Origin of the sequence: Luteibacter sp. 329MFSha (assembly GCF_900111665.1) — a bacterium.
Classification (GTDB): domain Bacteria; phylum Pseudomonadota; class Gammaproteobacteria; order Xanthomonadales; family Rhodanobacteraceae; genus Luteibacter.
On the sequence record NZ_FOJE01000005.1, the window covers coordinates 168,655 to 184,971 of the forward strand.

General features: G+C 66.7%; 12 protein-coding genes and 1 pseudogene. 3 read left to right on the forward strand and 10 right to left on the reverse strand.

Annotation, left to right across the window (positions count from 1 at the left end):
- Window positions 1-3: 3 nt before the first annotated feature.
- Both BMW54_RS17830 and BMW54_RS17835 read left to right on the forward strand, forming a co-directional pair.
- Window positions 4-1,350, forward strand: a complete 1,347-nt coding sequence (locus BMW54_RS17830) for an MFS transporter (RefSeq protein ID WP_090058839.1) — start codon at window positions 4-6, stop codon at window positions 1,348-1,350.
- Between the two features lie 69 nt (window positions 1,351-1,419).
- Window positions 1,420-2,469: a bifunctional transcriptional activator/DNA repair enzyme AdaA gene (locus tag BMW54_RS17835; protein ID WP_090058842.1), complete on the forward strand. Its 1,050-nt coding sequence runs from the start codon at window positions 1,420-1,422 to the stop codon at window positions 2,467-2,469.
- 261 nt (window positions 2,470-2,730) lie between these two features.
- Here BMW54_RS17835 and BMW54_RS17840 read toward each other — a convergent pair whose 3' ends face one another.
- Both BMW54_RS17840 and BMW54_RS17845 read right to left on the reverse strand, forming a co-directional pair.
- Entirely contained in the window at window positions 2,731-3,714 is a 984-nt protein-coding gene (locus BMW54_RS17840; RefSeq protein ID WP_090058845.1) for an NAD-dependent epimerase/dehydratase family protein, read from the reverse strand.
- Between the two features lie 10 nt (window positions 3,715-3,724).
- Window positions 3,725-4,270, reverse strand: coding sequence for a DUF2058 domain-containing protein (locus BMW54_RS17845; RefSeq protein ID WP_090058847.1), 546 nt, complete (start codon window positions 4,268-4,270; stop codon window positions 3,725-3,727).
- A gap of 104 nt (window positions 4,271-4,374) precedes the next feature.
- Here BMW54_RS17845 and BMW54_RS17850 point away from each other — a divergent pair, with 104 nt between their 5' ends.
- Window positions 4,375-7,485 (forward strand): discoidin domain-containing protein, encoded by a 3,111-nt coding sequence (locus BMW54_RS17850; protein WP_090058850.1) that lies wholly within the window; start codon window positions 4,375-4,377, stop codon window positions 7,483-7,485.
- Window positions 7,486-7,529: 44 nt separating this feature from the next.
- Here BMW54_RS17850 and BMW54_RS17855 read toward each other — a convergent pair whose 3' ends face one another.
- From BMW54_RS17855 to BMW54_RS17890, 8 genes and pseudogenes are all read right to left on the reverse strand, one after another.
- The gene (locus BMW54_RS17855; RefSeq protein ID WP_090058852.1) at window positions 7,530-8,516 is read right to left on the reverse strand and encodes a fimbrial protein; all 987 of its coding nucleotides are present in this window, start codon (window positions 8,514-8,516) and stop codon (window positions 7,530-7,532) included.
- 38 nt (window positions 8,517-8,554) lie between these two features.
- Window positions 8,555-8,983: pseudogene (locus BMW54_RS17860) on the reverse strand (muramidase); the annotation flags it as partial.
- A gap of 8 nt (window positions 8,984-8,991) precedes the next feature.
- Window positions 8,992-12,081, reverse strand: a complete 3,090-nt coding sequence (gene trbL / locus BMW54_RS17865) for a P-type conjugative transfer protein TrbL (RefSeq protein ID WP_175472922.1) — start codon at window positions 12,079-12,081, stop codon at window positions 8,992-8,994.
- 76 nt (window positions 12,082-12,157) lie between these two features.
- Complete coding sequence (locus BMW54_RS17870) at window positions 12,158-13,009, reverse strand: TrbJ/VirB5 family protein (protein ID WP_139206141.1); 852 nt, start codon at window positions 13,007-13,009, stop codon at window positions 12,158-12,160.
- A 40-nt stretch (window positions 13,010-13,049) separates the two neighbouring features.
- Window positions 13,050-14,294 carry a TrbI/VirB10 family protein gene (locus BMW54_RS17875; protein ID WP_090058860.1) on the reverse strand — a complete coding sequence of 415 codons (1,245 nt, stop codon included), beginning with the start codon at window positions 14,292-14,294 and terminating at the stop codon, window positions 13,050-13,052.
- The gene (locus BMW54_RS17880; protein WP_090058862.1) at window positions 14,294-14,698 is read right to left on the reverse strand and encodes a hypothetical protein; all 405 of its coding nucleotides are present in this window, start codon (window positions 14,696-14,698) and stop codon (window positions 14,294-14,296) included. Before BMW54_RS17880 ends, BMW54_RS17875 begins: the two co-directional genes overlap by 1 nt.
- Window positions 14,695-15,588, reverse strand: a complete 894-nt coding sequence (gene trbG, locus BMW54_RS17885) for a P-type conjugative transfer protein TrbG (RefSeq protein ID WP_090058865.1) — start codon at window positions 15,586-15,588, stop codon at window positions 14,695-14,697. The genes BMW54_RS17880 and trbG overlap by 4 nt, the downstream gene beginning before the upstream one ends.
- A 13-nt stretch (window positions 15,589-15,601) precedes the next feature.
- Window positions 15,602-16,315, reverse strand: a complete 714-nt coding sequence (locus BMW54_RS17890; protein ID WP_090058867.1) for a VirB8/TrbF family protein — start codon at window positions 16,313-16,315, stop codon at window positions 15,602-15,604.
- Window positions 16,316-16,317: the final 2 nt, after the last annotated feature.

A 16,317-nucleotide genomic window follows, 5' to 3' on the forward strand; every position in this document is an offset into this window, starting at 1 on the left:
CCGATGTCGAGCATTTCACACGCCCATCACAATGCCGCGGAAGGCGCCGAACACGACGTCCGCCGCCAGCACCAGACCAGCCACGCGGCCGTCGCCCCCGGTGAGATCGCCGTCGGCGTCGTCATCGGCCGTGCCTCGGAGTACTTCGACTTCTTCACGTACGGCATCGCGTCCGTCCTCGTGTTCCCGTCGGTGTTCTTTCCGTTCCTGAGCCAGCTGGATGGCATCCTGCTGGCCTTCGCGATCTTCTCGTTCGCCTTCATCGCCCGCCCGATCGGCACGACGCTGTTCATGGCGATCCAGCGCAACTGGAGCCGCGGCACGAAGCTGACCGCCGCCCTGTTCCTGCTGGGCACCTCCACCGTCTGCATCGCCTTCCTGCCGGCGAACACGTCCAATGGCTACGCGGTCATTGTGGTTCTTGCCGTACTGCGGTTCTTGCAGGGCATTGCGCTGGGCGGATCCTGGGACGGCCTGCCGTCGCTGCTCTCCCTCAACGCCCCGAAGGAGCGCCGCGGCTGGTACGCGATGCTCGGCCAGCTGGGCGCCCCGACCGGCTTCCTGATCGCCGCCTCGCTGTTCCTGTTCCTCAACACGCAGCTCTCCCGCGAGGACTTCCTCGGCTGGGGCTGGCGCTATCCGTTCTTCGTGGCCTTCGCGATCAACGTGGTGGCGCTGTTCGCCCGCCTGCGCCTGGTGGTGACCGAGGAATACACCCAGCTGCTCGAAGAGGGCCAGCTGGAGCCGATCGGCATCATCGAGATGTTCCGCGCACAGGGCTACAACCTCTTCATCGGCGCGTTCGCCGCCCTGGCCAGCTACGCGCTGTTCCACATCGTGACGATCTTCCCGCTGTCGTGGATCACGGTGCATCAGACGCAGGAGGTCGACAGCGTCCTGACCGTCCAGATCGTCGGCGCCCTCGTCGCGATCCTCGCCACCGTGGCCTCGGGCGTTATCGCCGACAAGGTGGGCCGCCGCAACACGCTGGGCACCATGGCGGTGCTGATCGGTCTGTTCGCGATCGCCTCGCCGTGGCTGCTCGGCGGCGGCCGGATCGCCCAGGACGCCTTCCTGATCATCGGCTTCGCCCTGCTCGGCCTCTCCTACGGCCAGGCCGCGGGCACCGTCACGGCGAACTTCTCGCGCCGCTTCCGTTACACCGGCGCGGCCCTGACGTCCGACTTCGCCTGGCTCATCGGCGCGGCCTTCGCCCCGCTGGTGGCCCTCGGCCTGTCGATGCGCTTCGGCCTCGGCGCGGTCAGCGTCTACCTGCTCTCGGGCGTGGCCTGCACCCTGCTCGCCCTGCGCATCAACAAGGCGTTCGAGACGGACCGCAACAAGGCCTGACGCCAGCCTTGGTAAATCGCCGCCCGATTCGCGGCGGCGAGCGCCGGCCCGCCGGCGTACCCTTTGGCCATGCTTTTCGACCTACCCGACCGCGACACGCTCTACCGGGCCCTCCTCGACCGCGACCCGGCCTATGACGGCCACGTCTTCGTGGGCGTCACGAGTACCGGCGTCTTCTGCCGCCTGACCTGCGCGGCCCGCAAGCCGCTGCTGGAGAACACCCGGTTCTACGATTCGGTCGCGGCATGTTTCGAGGCGGGGTTCCGCCCCTGCCTCCGCTGCCGGCCGCTGGATCCGGTGGGCCAGCGCGAACCCCTGGTGTCGGCCCTGCTTCGCGCGCTGGAAGACGAGCCCGAACGGGTCTGGTCGGAAGACGACCTGGTGCGACTCGGCTACGACCCGTCGACCGTCCGCCGCGCCTTCAAGCGCCACCTCGGGCTGACGTTCCTGGACATGGCCCGTCTCCGGCGCGCCGGCCGGGGCATGGAACGCATCGTCGCGGGTTCGTCGGTGATCGACGCCCAGCAGGCGGCGGGTTACGACTCCGGCAGCGGATTCCGCGACGCGATCGTGCGCCTGCTCGGCGAGTGCCCGGCTGACCTGCGCGGACGCGAATGGCTCAAGGCCGACTGGATCGAGACCCCCATCGGCAACATGCTCGCCGTGGGCGACGAGCGCTCGATTCATCTGCTCGAGTTCTTCGATCGCACCGCGTTGCCGACCGAGCTCAAGCGCCTGCGCACGGCGACCCGGTCCACGGTCACCTTCGGCCGGACGCCGGCGATCGATGCCATCGAGGCCGAGCTGCGCGAGTACTTCGCCGGCACCCGATGCCGCTTCGAGACGCCGCTGACCCTGCACGGATCGGCTTTCACGAAGGCCGTCTGGGACGAGCTCGTCGCCATTCCGCCCGGGAGCACACGCAGCTATGCCGACATCGCGGCCGCCGCGGGGCGGCACACGGCGGTGCGTGCGGTGGCTCGCGCGAACGGTGCGAACCAGCTGGCGATCGTGATCCCCTGCCACCGGGTGATCGGTGCGGACGGGTCCCTGACCGGCTATGGCGGTGGGCTGTGGCGCAAGGACTGGTTGCTGCGGCACGAACGAAGGTTCGCCTGAGCGCTCTCGCGAAGAGCCGTCGCGGCCGGGGCCGCTCCCACAATACCCGCGGTGGTGGGAGCGGACCTGGCCGCGACAGCCTTTGAGGCCGTGAGCCACAGGGCCTGAGCCCTTCCGCGAAAAGCCGCGCTCGGGGCCGCTCCCACAATACCCGCGGTGGTGGGAGCGGACCTGGCCGCGACAGCCTTTGAGGCCGTGAGCCACAGGGCCTGAGCCCTTCCGCGAAAAGCCGCCGCGGTCGGGGCCGCTCCCACGGATCGGCTAGCTCACGGGGTATGGGCCTTCCTCGAACACCGCGTCGTGGTAGCCCTTCTTGCCGATCGCTCGCGCCATGTCGCTGCGAAAGTCCTCGCCGCGACGCAGGCACTCCAGCACGAACGCGAAGTCGCGCTTCGGCGTCCATCCGAGGTCGCGGGTCGCCAGCGAGCTGTCGTAGACGCGATCCAGCGACGGCAGCAGCCTCCAGCCCCGCGCCGCGTATAGGGCATCCACCTCGGGATACAGCCGGCGGACGACGGACGGCGCATCGCGGCGCAGGGCCGCGACGTCATCGCGTGTGAAAGGTGTCGTCGAGGAGACGATGTAACGACCGAAGCCGAGCGCGGGAGCACGCTCGAGCGCGAGCAGGTGCGCCGCGACGATGTCCTCGATGTCCGCGCGACGGTACAGCAGTTCGTTCGCCTGCATGTTCGCCGTGTCGTAGGCCGCGCGCACGCCCGCGTTGTCGTCGTCCTCGGGGAAGAATCGCGACGTGCGCAGCACGACGACCGGAAGACCGTCCTTGCGGGCCACCAGTTCGCACATGCCTTCCGCGGCGATCTTCGTCGCGCCGTAGATGTTCTTAGGCACGGGCGCGACGGTCTCGTCGATCCAGGCCGCCGGCTCGCCGGGCGCGGGAGACAACGCGGCGCCGAACGCGCTGGTCGTGCTGGTGAAGACGAACGAGCGAACACGATGCAGCGTCGCGGCTTCGAGCAACGCGACGGTGCCCGCGACGTTCGTTTCCACGAACTCGCGCTTCGTATGCGTGGCCACGTGTGGCTTGTGCAGCGTGGCGCTGTGGATGACGCCCGTCACACCCGACATCGCGTCGCGCACGAAGCCCTCGTCGGCGATGGAGCCGACGAGATCGGTGAACGGCGAGGCCTTGATGTCCAGGCCAATGACATGACGGCCATCCTCACGAAGACGGCGCACGAGCGCCTCGCCCAGATGCCCGGCGCTACCGGTGACGAGGATCGCCATGCGCGCCCCGTTACCAGATCAGGTCGTCGGGGACGACGAACTGCTTGTAGTAGTCGTCGATCTCTTCCTCGGTCTGCACGGCGTCGCCGTCCTTGCGCCCATGGTCGAGCACGATCGTCTCGGGCGAGCGCGCGTGGATCTTGTCGGCGGGACCGCGCGGAATCAGCTCATAGCTGTCGCCGAGCCGTGCGATGACCAGCGCGCCCGACGCGAGCTGCGCCCGCAGCGACTCGTTGACGAGCAGCGTGGCGATCTTCTCGCCATCGGTGAAACGGTAAGCCACGTCGCCGTCGCGCTTCACACGCGTGGTCTCGACGATCTGGCGTACCTGCGCGCGGATTTCCTTCGCGCGCGCCTCGGCGTTGCGTTCGGCGGCCAGCGCGCGGTCGCGCTCGGCACGCTCGGCCTGCAGGCGACGGGCGTCGACCTGTTCTTCCGCGGCCGGCGCGGGCGCCTTGCCCTGGCGCTGCTTCGCCTGATCGCGAACGATCTTCGCGGCCTTGTCCTTCTTGACCAGGCCGGCCTTGAGCAGCTGTTCCTGAAGTGGATTGCGCATGGGTAGACGTTTCTTGCCTTCGGATCGCCCGATTCTACCGCCGACCGCTTGGTTACATCGCGTTACGTGCCTAGGCTTGACGACCTCCCCGGAGGTACCGACCCATGCCAGCCCGAATCGCTCACCGCCCCGCCCGGCTGACGCTCCTGCTCGCCGCGCTGCTCGCGACGCCCGTCTTCGCCGCCGAAAGCCTGCCCCCACGCGCAAGCTGGAAGGCCAGTAGCTCGTCCCAGCAGGTGCCCGCGCTCGCGCCGGCCCATGCGATCGACGGGGACGAAACCACGCGCTGGGGCGGCGCGTTCAGCCCCGGCCAATGGTTCCAGGTGGATCTGGGCAAGGTCGCCTCGGTCGGCGGCGTACGCATCCATTGGGATAGCGGATTCGCCGCGTCCTATTCGATCCAGACCTCCGTCGACGGCAAGACGTTCCAGCCGGTCTACGCCGTGACCGACTCGCCGGGTGGCACCGAGTACCTCGTCTTTCCCGCCACGCAGGCACGTTACGTGCGGCTCGCCGCCCCGGCGCGCACGGCGGACTGGGGCGTCTCCGTGTTCGAGTTCGAGCCGTTCGCGGCAAGCGAGACCGCGCGGATCACGGGTCTCGACGGCAAGGGCGACGGCGCCGCGCTCTGGGCCGACGGCACCTCGCGCGGAATCGTCGGCAACGGACCGAAGGGCGCACGCCAGCTCGACATCGCCCTCCCCCGCCCGATCGACATCGCGGGCATCGAGGTGACGTGGGACGGTCCGCGCGACGGCGCCACGCTCGAAGCCCGCGATGCAGCAGGCCAGTGGCGCGCCGTCGACAGCGATCCGGGCAGCCTCGGCGACACGTCGTACCTCGCCGCCCGCGAGCCCTTCCAGGCGAGCGCGCTGCGGCTCGTCGTGGGCATGAAGAACGGCGCGACCCCGCGCATCGAGCGCCTGCGGTTCCTCGGCCCTCCGCGTGTCATGACCGCGATGAAGCGCTACCAGATCGCCGCGTCGCGCGAGAACGCCGCGCTGTTTCCCTCGTCGCTGCACATGCGGCAGGTGTACTGGACGGCGGTCGGCGTGCCCGCCGGCCTGCAGAAGGCCATCTTCGACGAGTACGGCGACATCGAGCCGTACAAGGGCGGTCCGCAGATCCAGGCGATCTGGCGCGACGCGTCCGGCCGCACGGCCGTATCGGATGGCGCGGAACGCGCGCACGCGTTGCGCGACGGCTGGAAGCCGATGCCGTCGGTACGCTGGACGGTGCAACCGGGCCTGTCGGTGACGAGCGAGGCGATCGCGGTCGAAGGCGACGGCCAGCCTGTCGTGCTGCTGCGCCATCGGCTGCGCAACCAGGGCACCGCGACCGTCGACGGCACGCTGTCGCTCGTCGTGCGCCCGATCCAGGTCAATCCGCCGTGGCAGAACGGCGGCCCCTCGCCGATCCACGACATCGCCATCGCCGGTGATGGCGCGCACACCGACGTGCGCGTCGAAGGTCGCACGCTGATGGCGTCGCTGACGCCCGTCGATGCCGGCGGGGCCGCGCCGTTCGGAGCGCATGGCGAGACCGAGATCACCGCGCGGGTGGCCGCCGGCACGGTGCCTTCCGCGCGCGACGCGCATGACGCGGACGGTCTCGCGGCCGGCATGCTCGACTATCGCGTGCATCTCGCCCCGGGCGAGCAGCGCGATGTCGTCGTCGCCTTCCCGCTCGGCGACTCGCCCGCCGATACGAAGGGCCATCTGCCCGAGCCGCCGCCGATCGACCGGAAGGCGCTCACCGCCGACGGCTTCGACAGGCTCGCCGACGACGTCTCCGCCGCCTGGCAGAAGCGCCTCGGCGGCGTCGGCATCTCGTTGCCCGATCAAACCCTCGTGGACATCCTGCGCTCGCAGGCGGCCTACATGCTCGTGAACCAGACCGGTCATGCGATGCAGGCGGGTCCACGCAACTACAACCGTTCGTTCATCCGCGACGGTGCCGCCACGGCGTCGATCCTGCTGCGCATGGGCGAGACGAAGACCGCCCGCGATTATCTCGACTGGTACGCGGCGCACGCGGTGCACGAGAACGGCCTGGTCTCGCCGATCCTCAACGCCGATGGCAGCGTCAACACCGGCTTCGGTTCCGACATCGAATACGACAGCCAGGGCGAATTCATCAACCTCGTCGCGGACGTGGCCCGCTTCGGCGGTGGCGCCGCCAGCGTGAAGGGTTACCAGCCCAAGGTGCGCGCCGCCCTGCATTTCATGCAGGAATTGCGCGAGCGCACGATGGTGCCCGGCTATCTGTCGAACCTTCCCGCTCCCGAGCGCTTCCACGGCATCATCGCGCCGTCGATCAGCCACGAGGGCTATTCGAGTCCGACGCACAGCTACTGGGACGATTACTGGGCGTTGAAGGGCTGGCACGATGGCGCCTGGCTCGCCGACCAGTGGGGCGACAGGGAACTCGCCCGTTATGCGCGCGAACAGTACGCCGCGCTGCGCGAGTCGGTCCGCAGATCGATCGAGGCCACGATGGCCTGGAAGGGCGTCGACACCATTCCCGCGGCCGCTGATCTCGGCGACGGCGATCCGACAAGCGTGTCGATCGCGCTCGACCCCGCGGGACAGATGGACGTGCTGCCGCGGGACGCCCTGACCCGCACGTTCGACCGCTATCTCGCCGACGTGCGCAAGCGCAAGGCACCAGGCGAACTCTACGCATACACACCGTACGAACTGCGCAACGTGCTGACGTACGTCTACCTGAACCGCCCGGCCGACGCGCAGGAGCTGCTCGCCGACGTCGTGGCCGATCGCCGGCCGCCCGAGTGGAACATGTGGGCGGAGGTCGTCCACTCGCGCCTCCGCCACCCGGGCTATCTGGGCGACATGCCACACACCTGGATCGGCTCCGAGTACGCCCGCACGATCTTCGGCATGCTTATGCGCGACGCCGACGACGGGCTGTACCTGCTTCCCGGCGCGCCGCCGGCGTGGGTTGCGGGGCCGGGATTGTCGATCTCCCGCCTGCCCGTGACCTACGGTTCGCTCAGCATGACGGCGAGGCGCATGGGAAGCACGCTGACGGTCACGCTCGACAAGGGCATCGCCGCCGGCACGCCGGTGCGCGTGTTCTGGCCGGACCGCGTGAAGCCACGGAAGGTAACCATCGATGGCAAGGCGGCCGCGACGTGGGATGCCGATGGCGTGCGCATCGCCACGCCGTTCCGCAAGCTCGTCGCCGAGTACTGATCGTTCGCGTACCGCCCCGTCGCACACACGGGGCGGTGTTCGCATTACCCTTCGAACTCCACCAGCACGGCTACGGGAAGCTTCACGACGCCCCCTCGAACGGTCGGCTTCGTCTCGCGCAATCGCACATAGAACTCATAGTCCTTGCCCGTGCCCAGGGCATTCATCCGAATTTCTTCACCCGGCCTCATCGTTTTCTTGTCCGCGTTGCCAAGCTCCAGCCCCACGTTCTGCGGCCCCGTCAGGCGGAAGAGATCGGGATTGTCTCCATCCGCGTCGTTCTGGGTGCCGAACGTGAACTTCGCGACCAGGCCGACAGGCTCGGCGCATTCCTGCACCGTGAGCCTGAACCGCACCCACGGCGTCGCGCGGTCGGGGGTTGCGAAGTTGCTCAGGTTGTAATCGCCGACTTCGACTGTCTGATCGAGCGTATCCGGCGTGATGCTGCACGTGGGGCGGCGGATGGTCATCTCGTAGATCTTCATTTCGCGGAAGACGATCTCAGCTCCGCTGCCCGGCAGGCTGACGCTTTGTTGGGCGATGAGGTCCGTGTCGACGGCCCCGAAGACGATAGGTCCAGTCATCCTTACGACCTCATAGGCGACGTCGTCCTCGTCGCTCGTTACTGCATCGTTGAGCTTGAATGTCTCGTCGAAAGCGTGGGGGAACTCGCGGACGGGTCCGGCATTATTGTCCCGAAGGGTCACGCGGATACCGAGGCCCGCGCGCTGATTATTCACGTAGAGGGGAATCAGCCCTCCCTCCAGTGGCTGGGCGTACGTCCCCCGGAAATGGGCGACTCCTTCGACGCATCTCAACAGCACTTTGCCTTCCCCGTGGTCATTGCCATGCGCCACGGGCGTGCCCGGATCCATGTCGTTCTCCGCATCGATGAATCGTGTCTGCCCCAATTGGTACGTAGCGAGATTTTCTCTCGCGCAACCGCCCTCCTTAGCCGCCGCATCGTTTCCAGCACCGACAGACGCTAGGGCGACCAGCAACAGCATCAGGCTCTTCGAACTCGTTTTCATCAATGACCTCTCTCCGTAAGGTGGGTATCCACGTTCGCTTCGTGGGTGGGCAAATGGCTGTCCAGCCAGGTGGTCCAGCGCGCCGCACGACGGATCAGATCCGAGCGGTAGCGCGCGTTGTATTTCGGTGTGCGCGAGTGGTAATTCGACGCGCGCGTCCACACGTCTCCCGCGTCCTGGCGCAGATGGCCGCGAATTCGCCATGCCGCGAGGAGGTACGGGTAGCAACCCGGCGCGGCGACATCCTTCGCCGTGATGCCGAAGCGCGACAGATCGCGCAGATATGCCGTATTGAACTGCAGTGACCCAACGTCGAAGGTGCCGTTCTCATTGCGCACCCATTGTCCAGGCTTTCCGGCTTCCTTTTCGGCGATCGCGAGAAGCACGTTGGCGGGTACGTCGTAGGCAAGCGCGGCACCAAGCGCGCAGGTCACCATTTCCTGCTGGTGGGGCGGAATATCCGGCAAGGTATCGATCACGATGGATCCTCCGTGGGCTCGTCGTCGTTCGGTTGCAGGTTCGTCGTCGTCTCGTCCGGCGACGGTCGCCCCTCCGGATAGGAGGATTTCGCCGTGCGGACTTTGCGAGGACGGCCGTCGCGAGTTTCCGTCTCCCCATCGTCGTCCGTTGCACGCGTGGGTTGCGGCGCCGTTGTCGCGCTTTCGTCGACCGTGACGGTGGCATCCCCGATCGGCTTTGCCGAGTGCATGTCGCCCTGAAGATGGGTTTGCTCTCCGCCCTCCGGCGTCGCTGCAGGCCCCGCCGCGTTGCCCTGCGCCGCGATGCGAGCCTCCACGAGTGCATCGGTGCGCGAGCTCGCTGCCGCTTCGCCGCGGGCGGCATCGTCGGCCGTCCGCGTCGCGGCGACGGAGGTCGCGGAAACAGCTCCCCTGTCGGTCGCGTCGGACGTCACTCTCGACGCTGATTCGCCGGACGTGGTGGCAGCCGCTTCCATCCCACCATCCCGGTGGACGGATCGATGAGACCCCTCTTCCGTGGGATCGAGCGGCGACATGCGCTTTTCGGCCACGTGTTTGTCAGTGGTCGGTATGTTGCCCGTGTGATCCGATGCCCCGGTTTGGGCGAAAAGCGTGCCTTCCGCCGCCGACGGAGTCACCGTGCGCGAGATCGATACCGGGGCGTGCTCTTCCATGGCGACGGCGGTCGACTCCGTCGTCGCACTCACCGACGACGTGGCGTCACCCGCCCGGACGTCGCTCTTCCGCTCATGCACGACCCGGTCGACGTGATCGCCGTCTGGCAAGGCATGCCGAGCCGACTCGTTCGATTCGATCGCGTTCGGGTCGGCACGGTCGATCGGGTTCGTGATCGACGCGGCCGGAATCGCAGCCATGCGGACATCGGTGTTTTTCGCTATCGTCGGCGAGCCATTCGCCGCGACGCCCGTGCGATGCTCGGCATCCCCTCCGACCGGACGCGTAGCCTCCATGGACTCGGTCACCCCGGCTGGCGAGAGATCCGGTCGAGGTACACCGTCGCTTTCGCGAAGCACGGTCGAGTTCGCGGTCGTCGAGGCGATCGTCGAGGCCGCCGTCGCAGTGACGGTATCGCTCGTTCCGACACGGTCTGCAGCCGCTCGCTCGTCGCGCATGACGAGTTCCGGCGGCGGGAGCTCGACATCGGCGCTGCCCGCTACGGCACTCGTGTCGACATGGTGGCGGTCGGGAGCGCCATGCCTGGATGCAGCCGGCGATGCGATCGTGTTTCCGGATTGAGAGTGCGCGTCGTCGCTGGAGGTCACGTCGGTATCGATGCGGCCGGCGGCCGGAGCGCGATGCTCGACGTCGCCACGCGAGACGCCCGCCCGCTCCACATCGAGCGGCGATACGCGCGCTTCGTCCACGAGCGTCCGGGCTGCCGCATCGGTGCCGACCCGGTCTTGCGAGCCAGGCTCCGGCTCGAAGCGATGATGGTCGACATGGGCGTGCCGCTCGGGACGCACGCCCTCGTGCCGGACTTCTCGAGAGCTTGCCTGGTCGGTGGCATCGTCGTGTAGCGATGCATTCGGGGCCGCGACGTCACGTGTCGCGTCGAGCGCGGACGCGGCGTCTTGCGATGCCACGCGAACGCGGGCATCCACTCCAGGCCTACCACTTTCGTCGTGGGGCAGAACCGAACTCTCCCGACTCGCGTGCCCGAACGACGTCGCGTCGACGATCGTATCGTCGCGCGAAGCCTCGACGGCGGCATCCGCCGATCGCGCCGTCGACGTGGCCGTGCCACGCGTAGCGCCCCGCGCTGCCTGCGTGGATGTTTCGCTCCCGGCACGGACGTCATGCTGTGCGATGTCGCCAACATCGGGCGTCGCCCACGCGACGTCCTTACGCCCGTGCCCCGACGATGCACGCATGATGCTGTCGGCGCCCGTCGACGTACCCCGCGGCGTATCGCCGAACACACTTTCCCCCCCGCTTCGGTGGGGATCGGCCCGACGCGGCACGCCGAACGGATCGCTGCCCGATTGCACATGGAACGGATCGGTCATGCCGCCCGACATGACGGCCGATCGCTGCACCGCATCCATGACCGAATCGGATCGGAACGTGGAGCCGCCACCATGCGGCGATCCGCCATGCCCGGGGCCCGGCCGTCCCGCCGCCGACCAATACGCGGCGCTACCGGCGCTGGCGATGGCCGTACCCGCGGCGGTCGCCGAACCGGCGACCATGCCAAGCGTCGACCCGGTGACCAGCGTGTAGATCATCTGCGGCACTCTGATCGATAGCACCATCATCAGCGTGCAGGCCGCAAGCATGAGCCCCAGATACGGGTAGGCCGAGTAGGCCCGGTGGTTCAACTCGTACTTGAGGTTCTCGAGCAGGTCGGCGGCCACAACGCCGACGATCGCGATGACGAGGAGGGCCGCGCCGACGGCGACGACGTGTTTGTAATAGTTGATGGCGATCTGCGATGTCCAACGGGAACCGCCGAAGCCGAGGAGGAATATCCCCGCATAGCCAAGAACCCATGCCATGACGAGGACGAGAACATATTGGGCCGCCATGAGCGCGCAGACCATGAGAATGAGGATGGCGATCAAGCCGCTCAGGATCTGGTCGGCCATGTTGCCATCACCCGTTTCGTCGATGACGTGATAGAAGACGGAAAGACCCCGGGCGAGTATCCCCGTCGCCTTGCTCCTGATGAGCGTGTCCGACGGGTCGCCGTTCGCCATCTGGAGGAAGGACTGCACGATGTCGACGATGAATCCGTCGCCGCCCGCATGGTCGCTGGCGTTGATGAGAAGCCAGTAGAAGATGCCCGTGACAATGATGAAGCGCAGAAACTCCATCATCATTTCGCCCATGTCTTGGCGCACGACGAGGGTCCCCATCGTCCAGACGAGGCTGATCACAGCCAGGGACCAGAACAATGTCTTCGCACCGACGAAGACCGAGTCATTCACCGAATAGGAGGTGATCGACCGCAGAACATCATCGACGAGCTCGTCCGGCCTGATCTGCTCCGGTGCGGCATTCGCGGTGCCGGCCATGAGGCAAAGGAAGCCGATGAACAGCGTCCATGAGACGTAGCGAAGGGACATGTGTATGAACCGGATAGAGCGGTCCGGCGAACGCCGGAAAAGGGGAGATGGCGACGCGGGACCGCGTCGCCATCGATCAGTAGACGGGCGCCGGCGCGACGGTATGTCGGATGGCGTCATCCAGGCCGTGACGCATGGAACTACCCACGGCGACCGCGCGAGCCTCCTTGTCCGCACGCGCCTGCGCCTCGGCGACGCGCTGGGCTTCGGCGACGACCATCATCGAGCGCATCTTCGCCAATTGGTTCACTTCGGATGCCGCGATGGCGTTACCGATCTGGAGCTGGGCGTTACGCCCCTCGGCTTTCGCCGCTTTCTCCTGGAGCGTCTTCAGTGCCCGGGCATCGGAGTCGAGTTCAGCCTCCTGACTGACCACCGCCTCAACGAGCGCGGTGTTCGCCGCCCGACGCGCGCGAGCGCTCTCGACGACCGCGTCGTCGCCATAACGACCGAAGGGATTGCTCGCGTACTCCGAGTACTCCTTGTAGTGCGACGTGTATTGATCGACGCTCTGGCTCTTCATCACCTCCGCCAGCTTGTCCTTGAGCTTCCTCGGTATCGGAATGATCTCGCCACCGCCTGCGTCGTTGTTGATGATCCAGGTAAAGCTGGCGTCGATGTTCGTGTTGGTGATGTCCAGGCGGTAGCTATTGTCCGTCGTGACATCGATATTGTGCGTACTGTTGTCGATGTTCCTCGTACTCTTGTCGATCCAGGTCGTGTTGTAGTTGATGGTGCCTTCGCCCTTGTCTTCGAGCTGATGACTGATGCGCATGAGCATGATCTTCTGCCCGACATTCACGATGAAGTTCGGCACATCCCAGACGGGGATCATGGCGTGGGAGGGCACCGACAAGGCCGTGCCGGTGGCCGCAACGAGGCAGCACGTCGTTCTTTTGAGCATTCTTTTCATGCGATTTCCTTTCATATGTTTCTCCGGGTGATCCGGCTCCTGGCAAGCATGCCGATCAGTAATCGAACGCCTGATACGGCTTTTCGAACGTGAGGTCCTTCACGGCCATCACGTTGAAGCGGTAGCCCGGACGTATCTTCAGCGTCGGGGCGATATCCATGTTCTTTTCGATCATTTTCGTCGCCACCTGACCGATCTCCTGCGCGAGGCTCTGGCTGAGCGTCGATGCGTTGGATGAGCCGAACGGATCGTTGTCCGGATCGACGCGAGACGACGTCAGTCCCGATGTCACGGCGGACATGAGGATCGCGGAGCCGAACAGGCGTAGGTAGTGTCGATCGACCTTGTCGCCGAAGCCGGCGTACCCCGCTCCGTCGACGCCTTCCATGGCACCGATGTCGATCACCTTGCCGTCGGGAAACGTGAGGCGTTGCCAGGCCACCAGTACACGCGACTGCCCCATGATGACCCGGTGGTTGTATCGGCCCACCAGTTTCGATCCCTGAGGAATAAGCCGGAAACGACCTGTCGCCGTGTCGAAGACATCCTGACTTACCTGCGCGACGATCTGACCTGGCAGGTCCGAATTGATGCCGGAAATCATCGTCGCCGGGATGACAGAGCCCGCCCGCACCTCATACGTCGTCCGGGGCGCTTCCACATCCGATCCAAGCAGCCAGCGATCTTTCTTTTCCTTGCCATCGGACGAGGTACGATCGTACTTGCCGTAGTCTCCGGCCGCCGCCACGGGCACGCGTGTATCCGTCTCGCCGGATTCCGCTGCCCCCACCCCCGGATTTTCCGCGCCTTTCTCCCTGTCGGCCGGCACGGTGGCATGTGGTTCCGCCATCTTCGTAAGCCCGGTCTTCGCGGCCATCGCTGTGCGGAACAGCTTCATCCTTTCGGACGCCATCTCGTCCTTGTCCTTGGCGTCCGCCGCCGGCGGTGGCGGCGGCGGTGGCATGTCGGGGTCCTCGACGCGCGCCACGGGAAACGAGGGCGCACGGCTCTCATCCGGGTCGGGCACGATGCCACCCAGGGCACCGTTAGCGAGCATCTGATCCAGCGCCTGGTTGTTCTCGGCAAGCGGCACCTCCGGCGCATCCACCGGCTTTCGTTCGCCACGCTGCGCCGCCACCATCGCGACCAGCACGACGAACACGACCAGGACACCGCCGATGATGACCAGGGGAACGTTGTTGACACGGCGCACGCCCAACGAGGACTCGCCCGGACGCGGCAGGCGCTCGTCATCGACATCCGGGCTTTCGATCTGGGAGGGTCGTTTTTCCACTGCCATCACTCCGTCCTCGCCCACGACCCACCGGAGTAGGCGTCGGCGCCGTTGAGCACCCAGAGACGCGAGAGCGTGGTCGTGCCCACGTGCGCCTCCACCCGGTAGATCGGCCCCTCGAACACGTCGACGCGGCAGTCGAACGGCTCGCCGATACCGTCGGCGCGAAACGTGAAGCCCCGGTCGCGCAACGCGTTGATCAGCGTGTTGTTGAACGTACCGGTCATCGCCCGCGTCGGAATGAGGATCGTCTCGCTCGCTTCGTAGACCTCGCCGATGCCGTCCGACACGTCGGCGACGATGGCGTGGAGAAGCGGGTCGTTATCGGCGATGTAGACCTTGCGCGGCCGATGCGCGCAGGCGGCCAGCGCGACCGCGCTCAAGGTGATGGCGATGCCACGGGCATTCATCGGCGCCTCTCGATCGTCACCTTGCGCTGTCCGACGCCGACGCCGGCGACGAGCACCGCCCTCTCGAAGAGCGTGTCGACGATGTAGCGGCCGTCCTGGACCCGGTAGTTGACCATCACCTGGTCGTCCTTCTTGAACACGCTGCCGCTTTCGCGGACGACGAGCAGCGTCGGCGCCTCGCCCTGCGCGAACGTCTTCGGCATCTCGATGATCGTCTTCACGCCGTCGTTGTAGACGCGCACCGGCTTGAACGGCGCGTTGCCGCTCACGCGGTAGGCGAAGTCGAGGTTGCCCAGGTACTCCTTGCCCTTCGTCGACTCCTTCGCCGCCTGGGCGTTCACCGTGCGCTTCTTCACCGCGGCCCACTTCGAGGCGGCCGCCTCCGGGTAGCTGAACGCCACCCGCGGCATGTACTCCGTGCGGTGTGAACGGAGGCGGAGGTGGTAGGTGCGCCGATCGGTCGTGACCATCAGCGACGTCTCCAGTCCGACGTCCAGCGGCTTGATCACGAGATGCTGCACCGCCTCGTCACCCGCGCCCGAGAGCGCGGGTTCGACCAGCCAGCGCACGGCGTCGCCGACGTTCACGGAGCTGACCTGTTCGCCCGGCTCCAGCTCGACGTCGCAGACCTGCAGCACCGCGCAGACGATGCTTGGCTGCGACTGGCCGTAGAGGAACCGGATCGTGCCGTCGGGCCCGGGTACCGGTTTGACCGACGCGGCGGTGCTCGCGATCCACTTGCGGGAGATGTCGAGACCCGCCTTTTCCTGATCGGTGAGTTTCGGATTGTCGTTCGAGAAGAACTGGTTCGCGAGCTCCGTCTCGGTGGTCGCGCCGGCCGTACCTGCCATGAGCATCGCCGCCGCGGCGATCGTGAGGGCTGTTTTCATTGTTCGTGCTTCCTCAGAACTGCTTGGTCCAGGAGTAATCGGAGACATAGACGCCCATCGGGTTCAGGCGGATCTGGTCGTCGGTCGCGTCGGGCGCCATGGGATGGCTGCTGACGTTGAGCATCGCGCGCATGCGATAGGGCTTGCCCATCACCTCGCCCTTGCGGGTGCGCTGCGTCTCGATCCAGTCGACCTGCCAGGTGGCCGACGTCTGCGGGATCGCCGAGACGATCTCGACGTTCACCGTCTGCTTCTCCGCGCGCTTGAACGGATTGGTCTCCGGATTGCCGTTGAGGTACGCCGTCATCTTCCGCGTGGCCGCGCTGCCGGGGTTCATCAGCGCGTACACCTTGAAGATCGCCCGGCGCTGCATGGCGATGTCGGGTGTGACGGTACGGGCGTTGACGATGTACTCGGCGACCGACGCGCGGACGATGCGCTGGTCGACCTTCGCCGCCTGGCTGGCCGGCGCGACGGCCATGGCCTCGCCCAGCTTGTTGACCTCGACGACGTACGGCACGAACTTCGACTGGCTGCCGATGTAGACCACGCCGCCGACGGCGGCGAAGGCGACCAGCAGGCTGATGAGAGCGACGGCCTGCCATAGCGTGCGGGACGCGATCAGGCTGCCGACATGCGAGTTCCAGGTGCGCTTTGCGTTCAGGTAGGGATGGGGAAGTCCCGGAGAGGACGTACGTTGCGCCCTCCTCTTCTTCTGTTTGATCATGC

Coding starts and splice junctions, on each gene's coding strand:
- BMW54_RS17830 (WP_090058839.1), top strand. CDS start 4: ATGTCGAGCATTTCACACGCCCATCACAATGCCGCGGAAGGCGCCGAA.
- BMW54_RS17835 (WP_090058842.1), top strand. CDS start 1,420: ATGCTTTTCGACCTACCCGACCGCGACACGCTCTACCGGGCCCTCCTC.
- BMW54_RS17840 (WP_090058845.1), bottom strand. CDS start 3,714: ATGGCGATCCTCGTCACCGGTAGCGCCGGGCATCTGGGCGAGGCGCTC.
- BMW54_RS17845 (WP_090058847.1), bottom strand. CDS start 4,270: ATGCGCAATCCACTTCAGGAACAGCTGCTCAAGGCCGGCCTGGTCAAG.
- BMW54_RS17850 (WP_090058850.1), top strand. CDS start 4,375: ATGCCAGCCCGAATCGCTCACCGCCCCGCCCGGCTGACGCTCCTGCTC.
- BMW54_RS17855 (WP_090058852.1), bottom strand. CDS start 8,516: ATGAAAACGAGTTCGAAGAGCCTGATGCTGTTGCTGGTCGCCCTAGCG.
- trbL (WP_175472922.1), bottom strand. CDS start 12,081: ATGTCCCTTCGCTACGTCTCATGGACGCTGTTCATCGGCTTCCTTTGC.
- BMW54_RS17870 (WP_139206141.1), bottom strand. CDS start 13,009: ATGAAAGGAAATCGCATGAAAAGAATGCTCAAAAGAACGACGTGCTGC.
- BMW54_RS17875 (WP_090058860.1), bottom strand. CDS start 14,294: ATGGCAGTGGAAAAACGACCCTCCCAGATCGAAAGCCCGGATGTCGAT.
- BMW54_RS17880 (WP_090058862.1), bottom strand. CDS start 14,698: ATGAATGCCCGTGGCATCGCCATCACCTTGAGCGCGGTCGCGCTGGCC.
- trbG (WP_090058865.1), bottom strand. CDS start 15,588: ATGAAAACAGCCCTCACGATCGCCGCGGCGGCGATGCTCATGGCAGGT.
- BMW54_RS17890 (WP_090058867.1), bottom strand. CDS start 16,315: ATGATCAAACAGAAGAAGAGGAGGGCGCAACGTACGTCCTCTCCGGGA.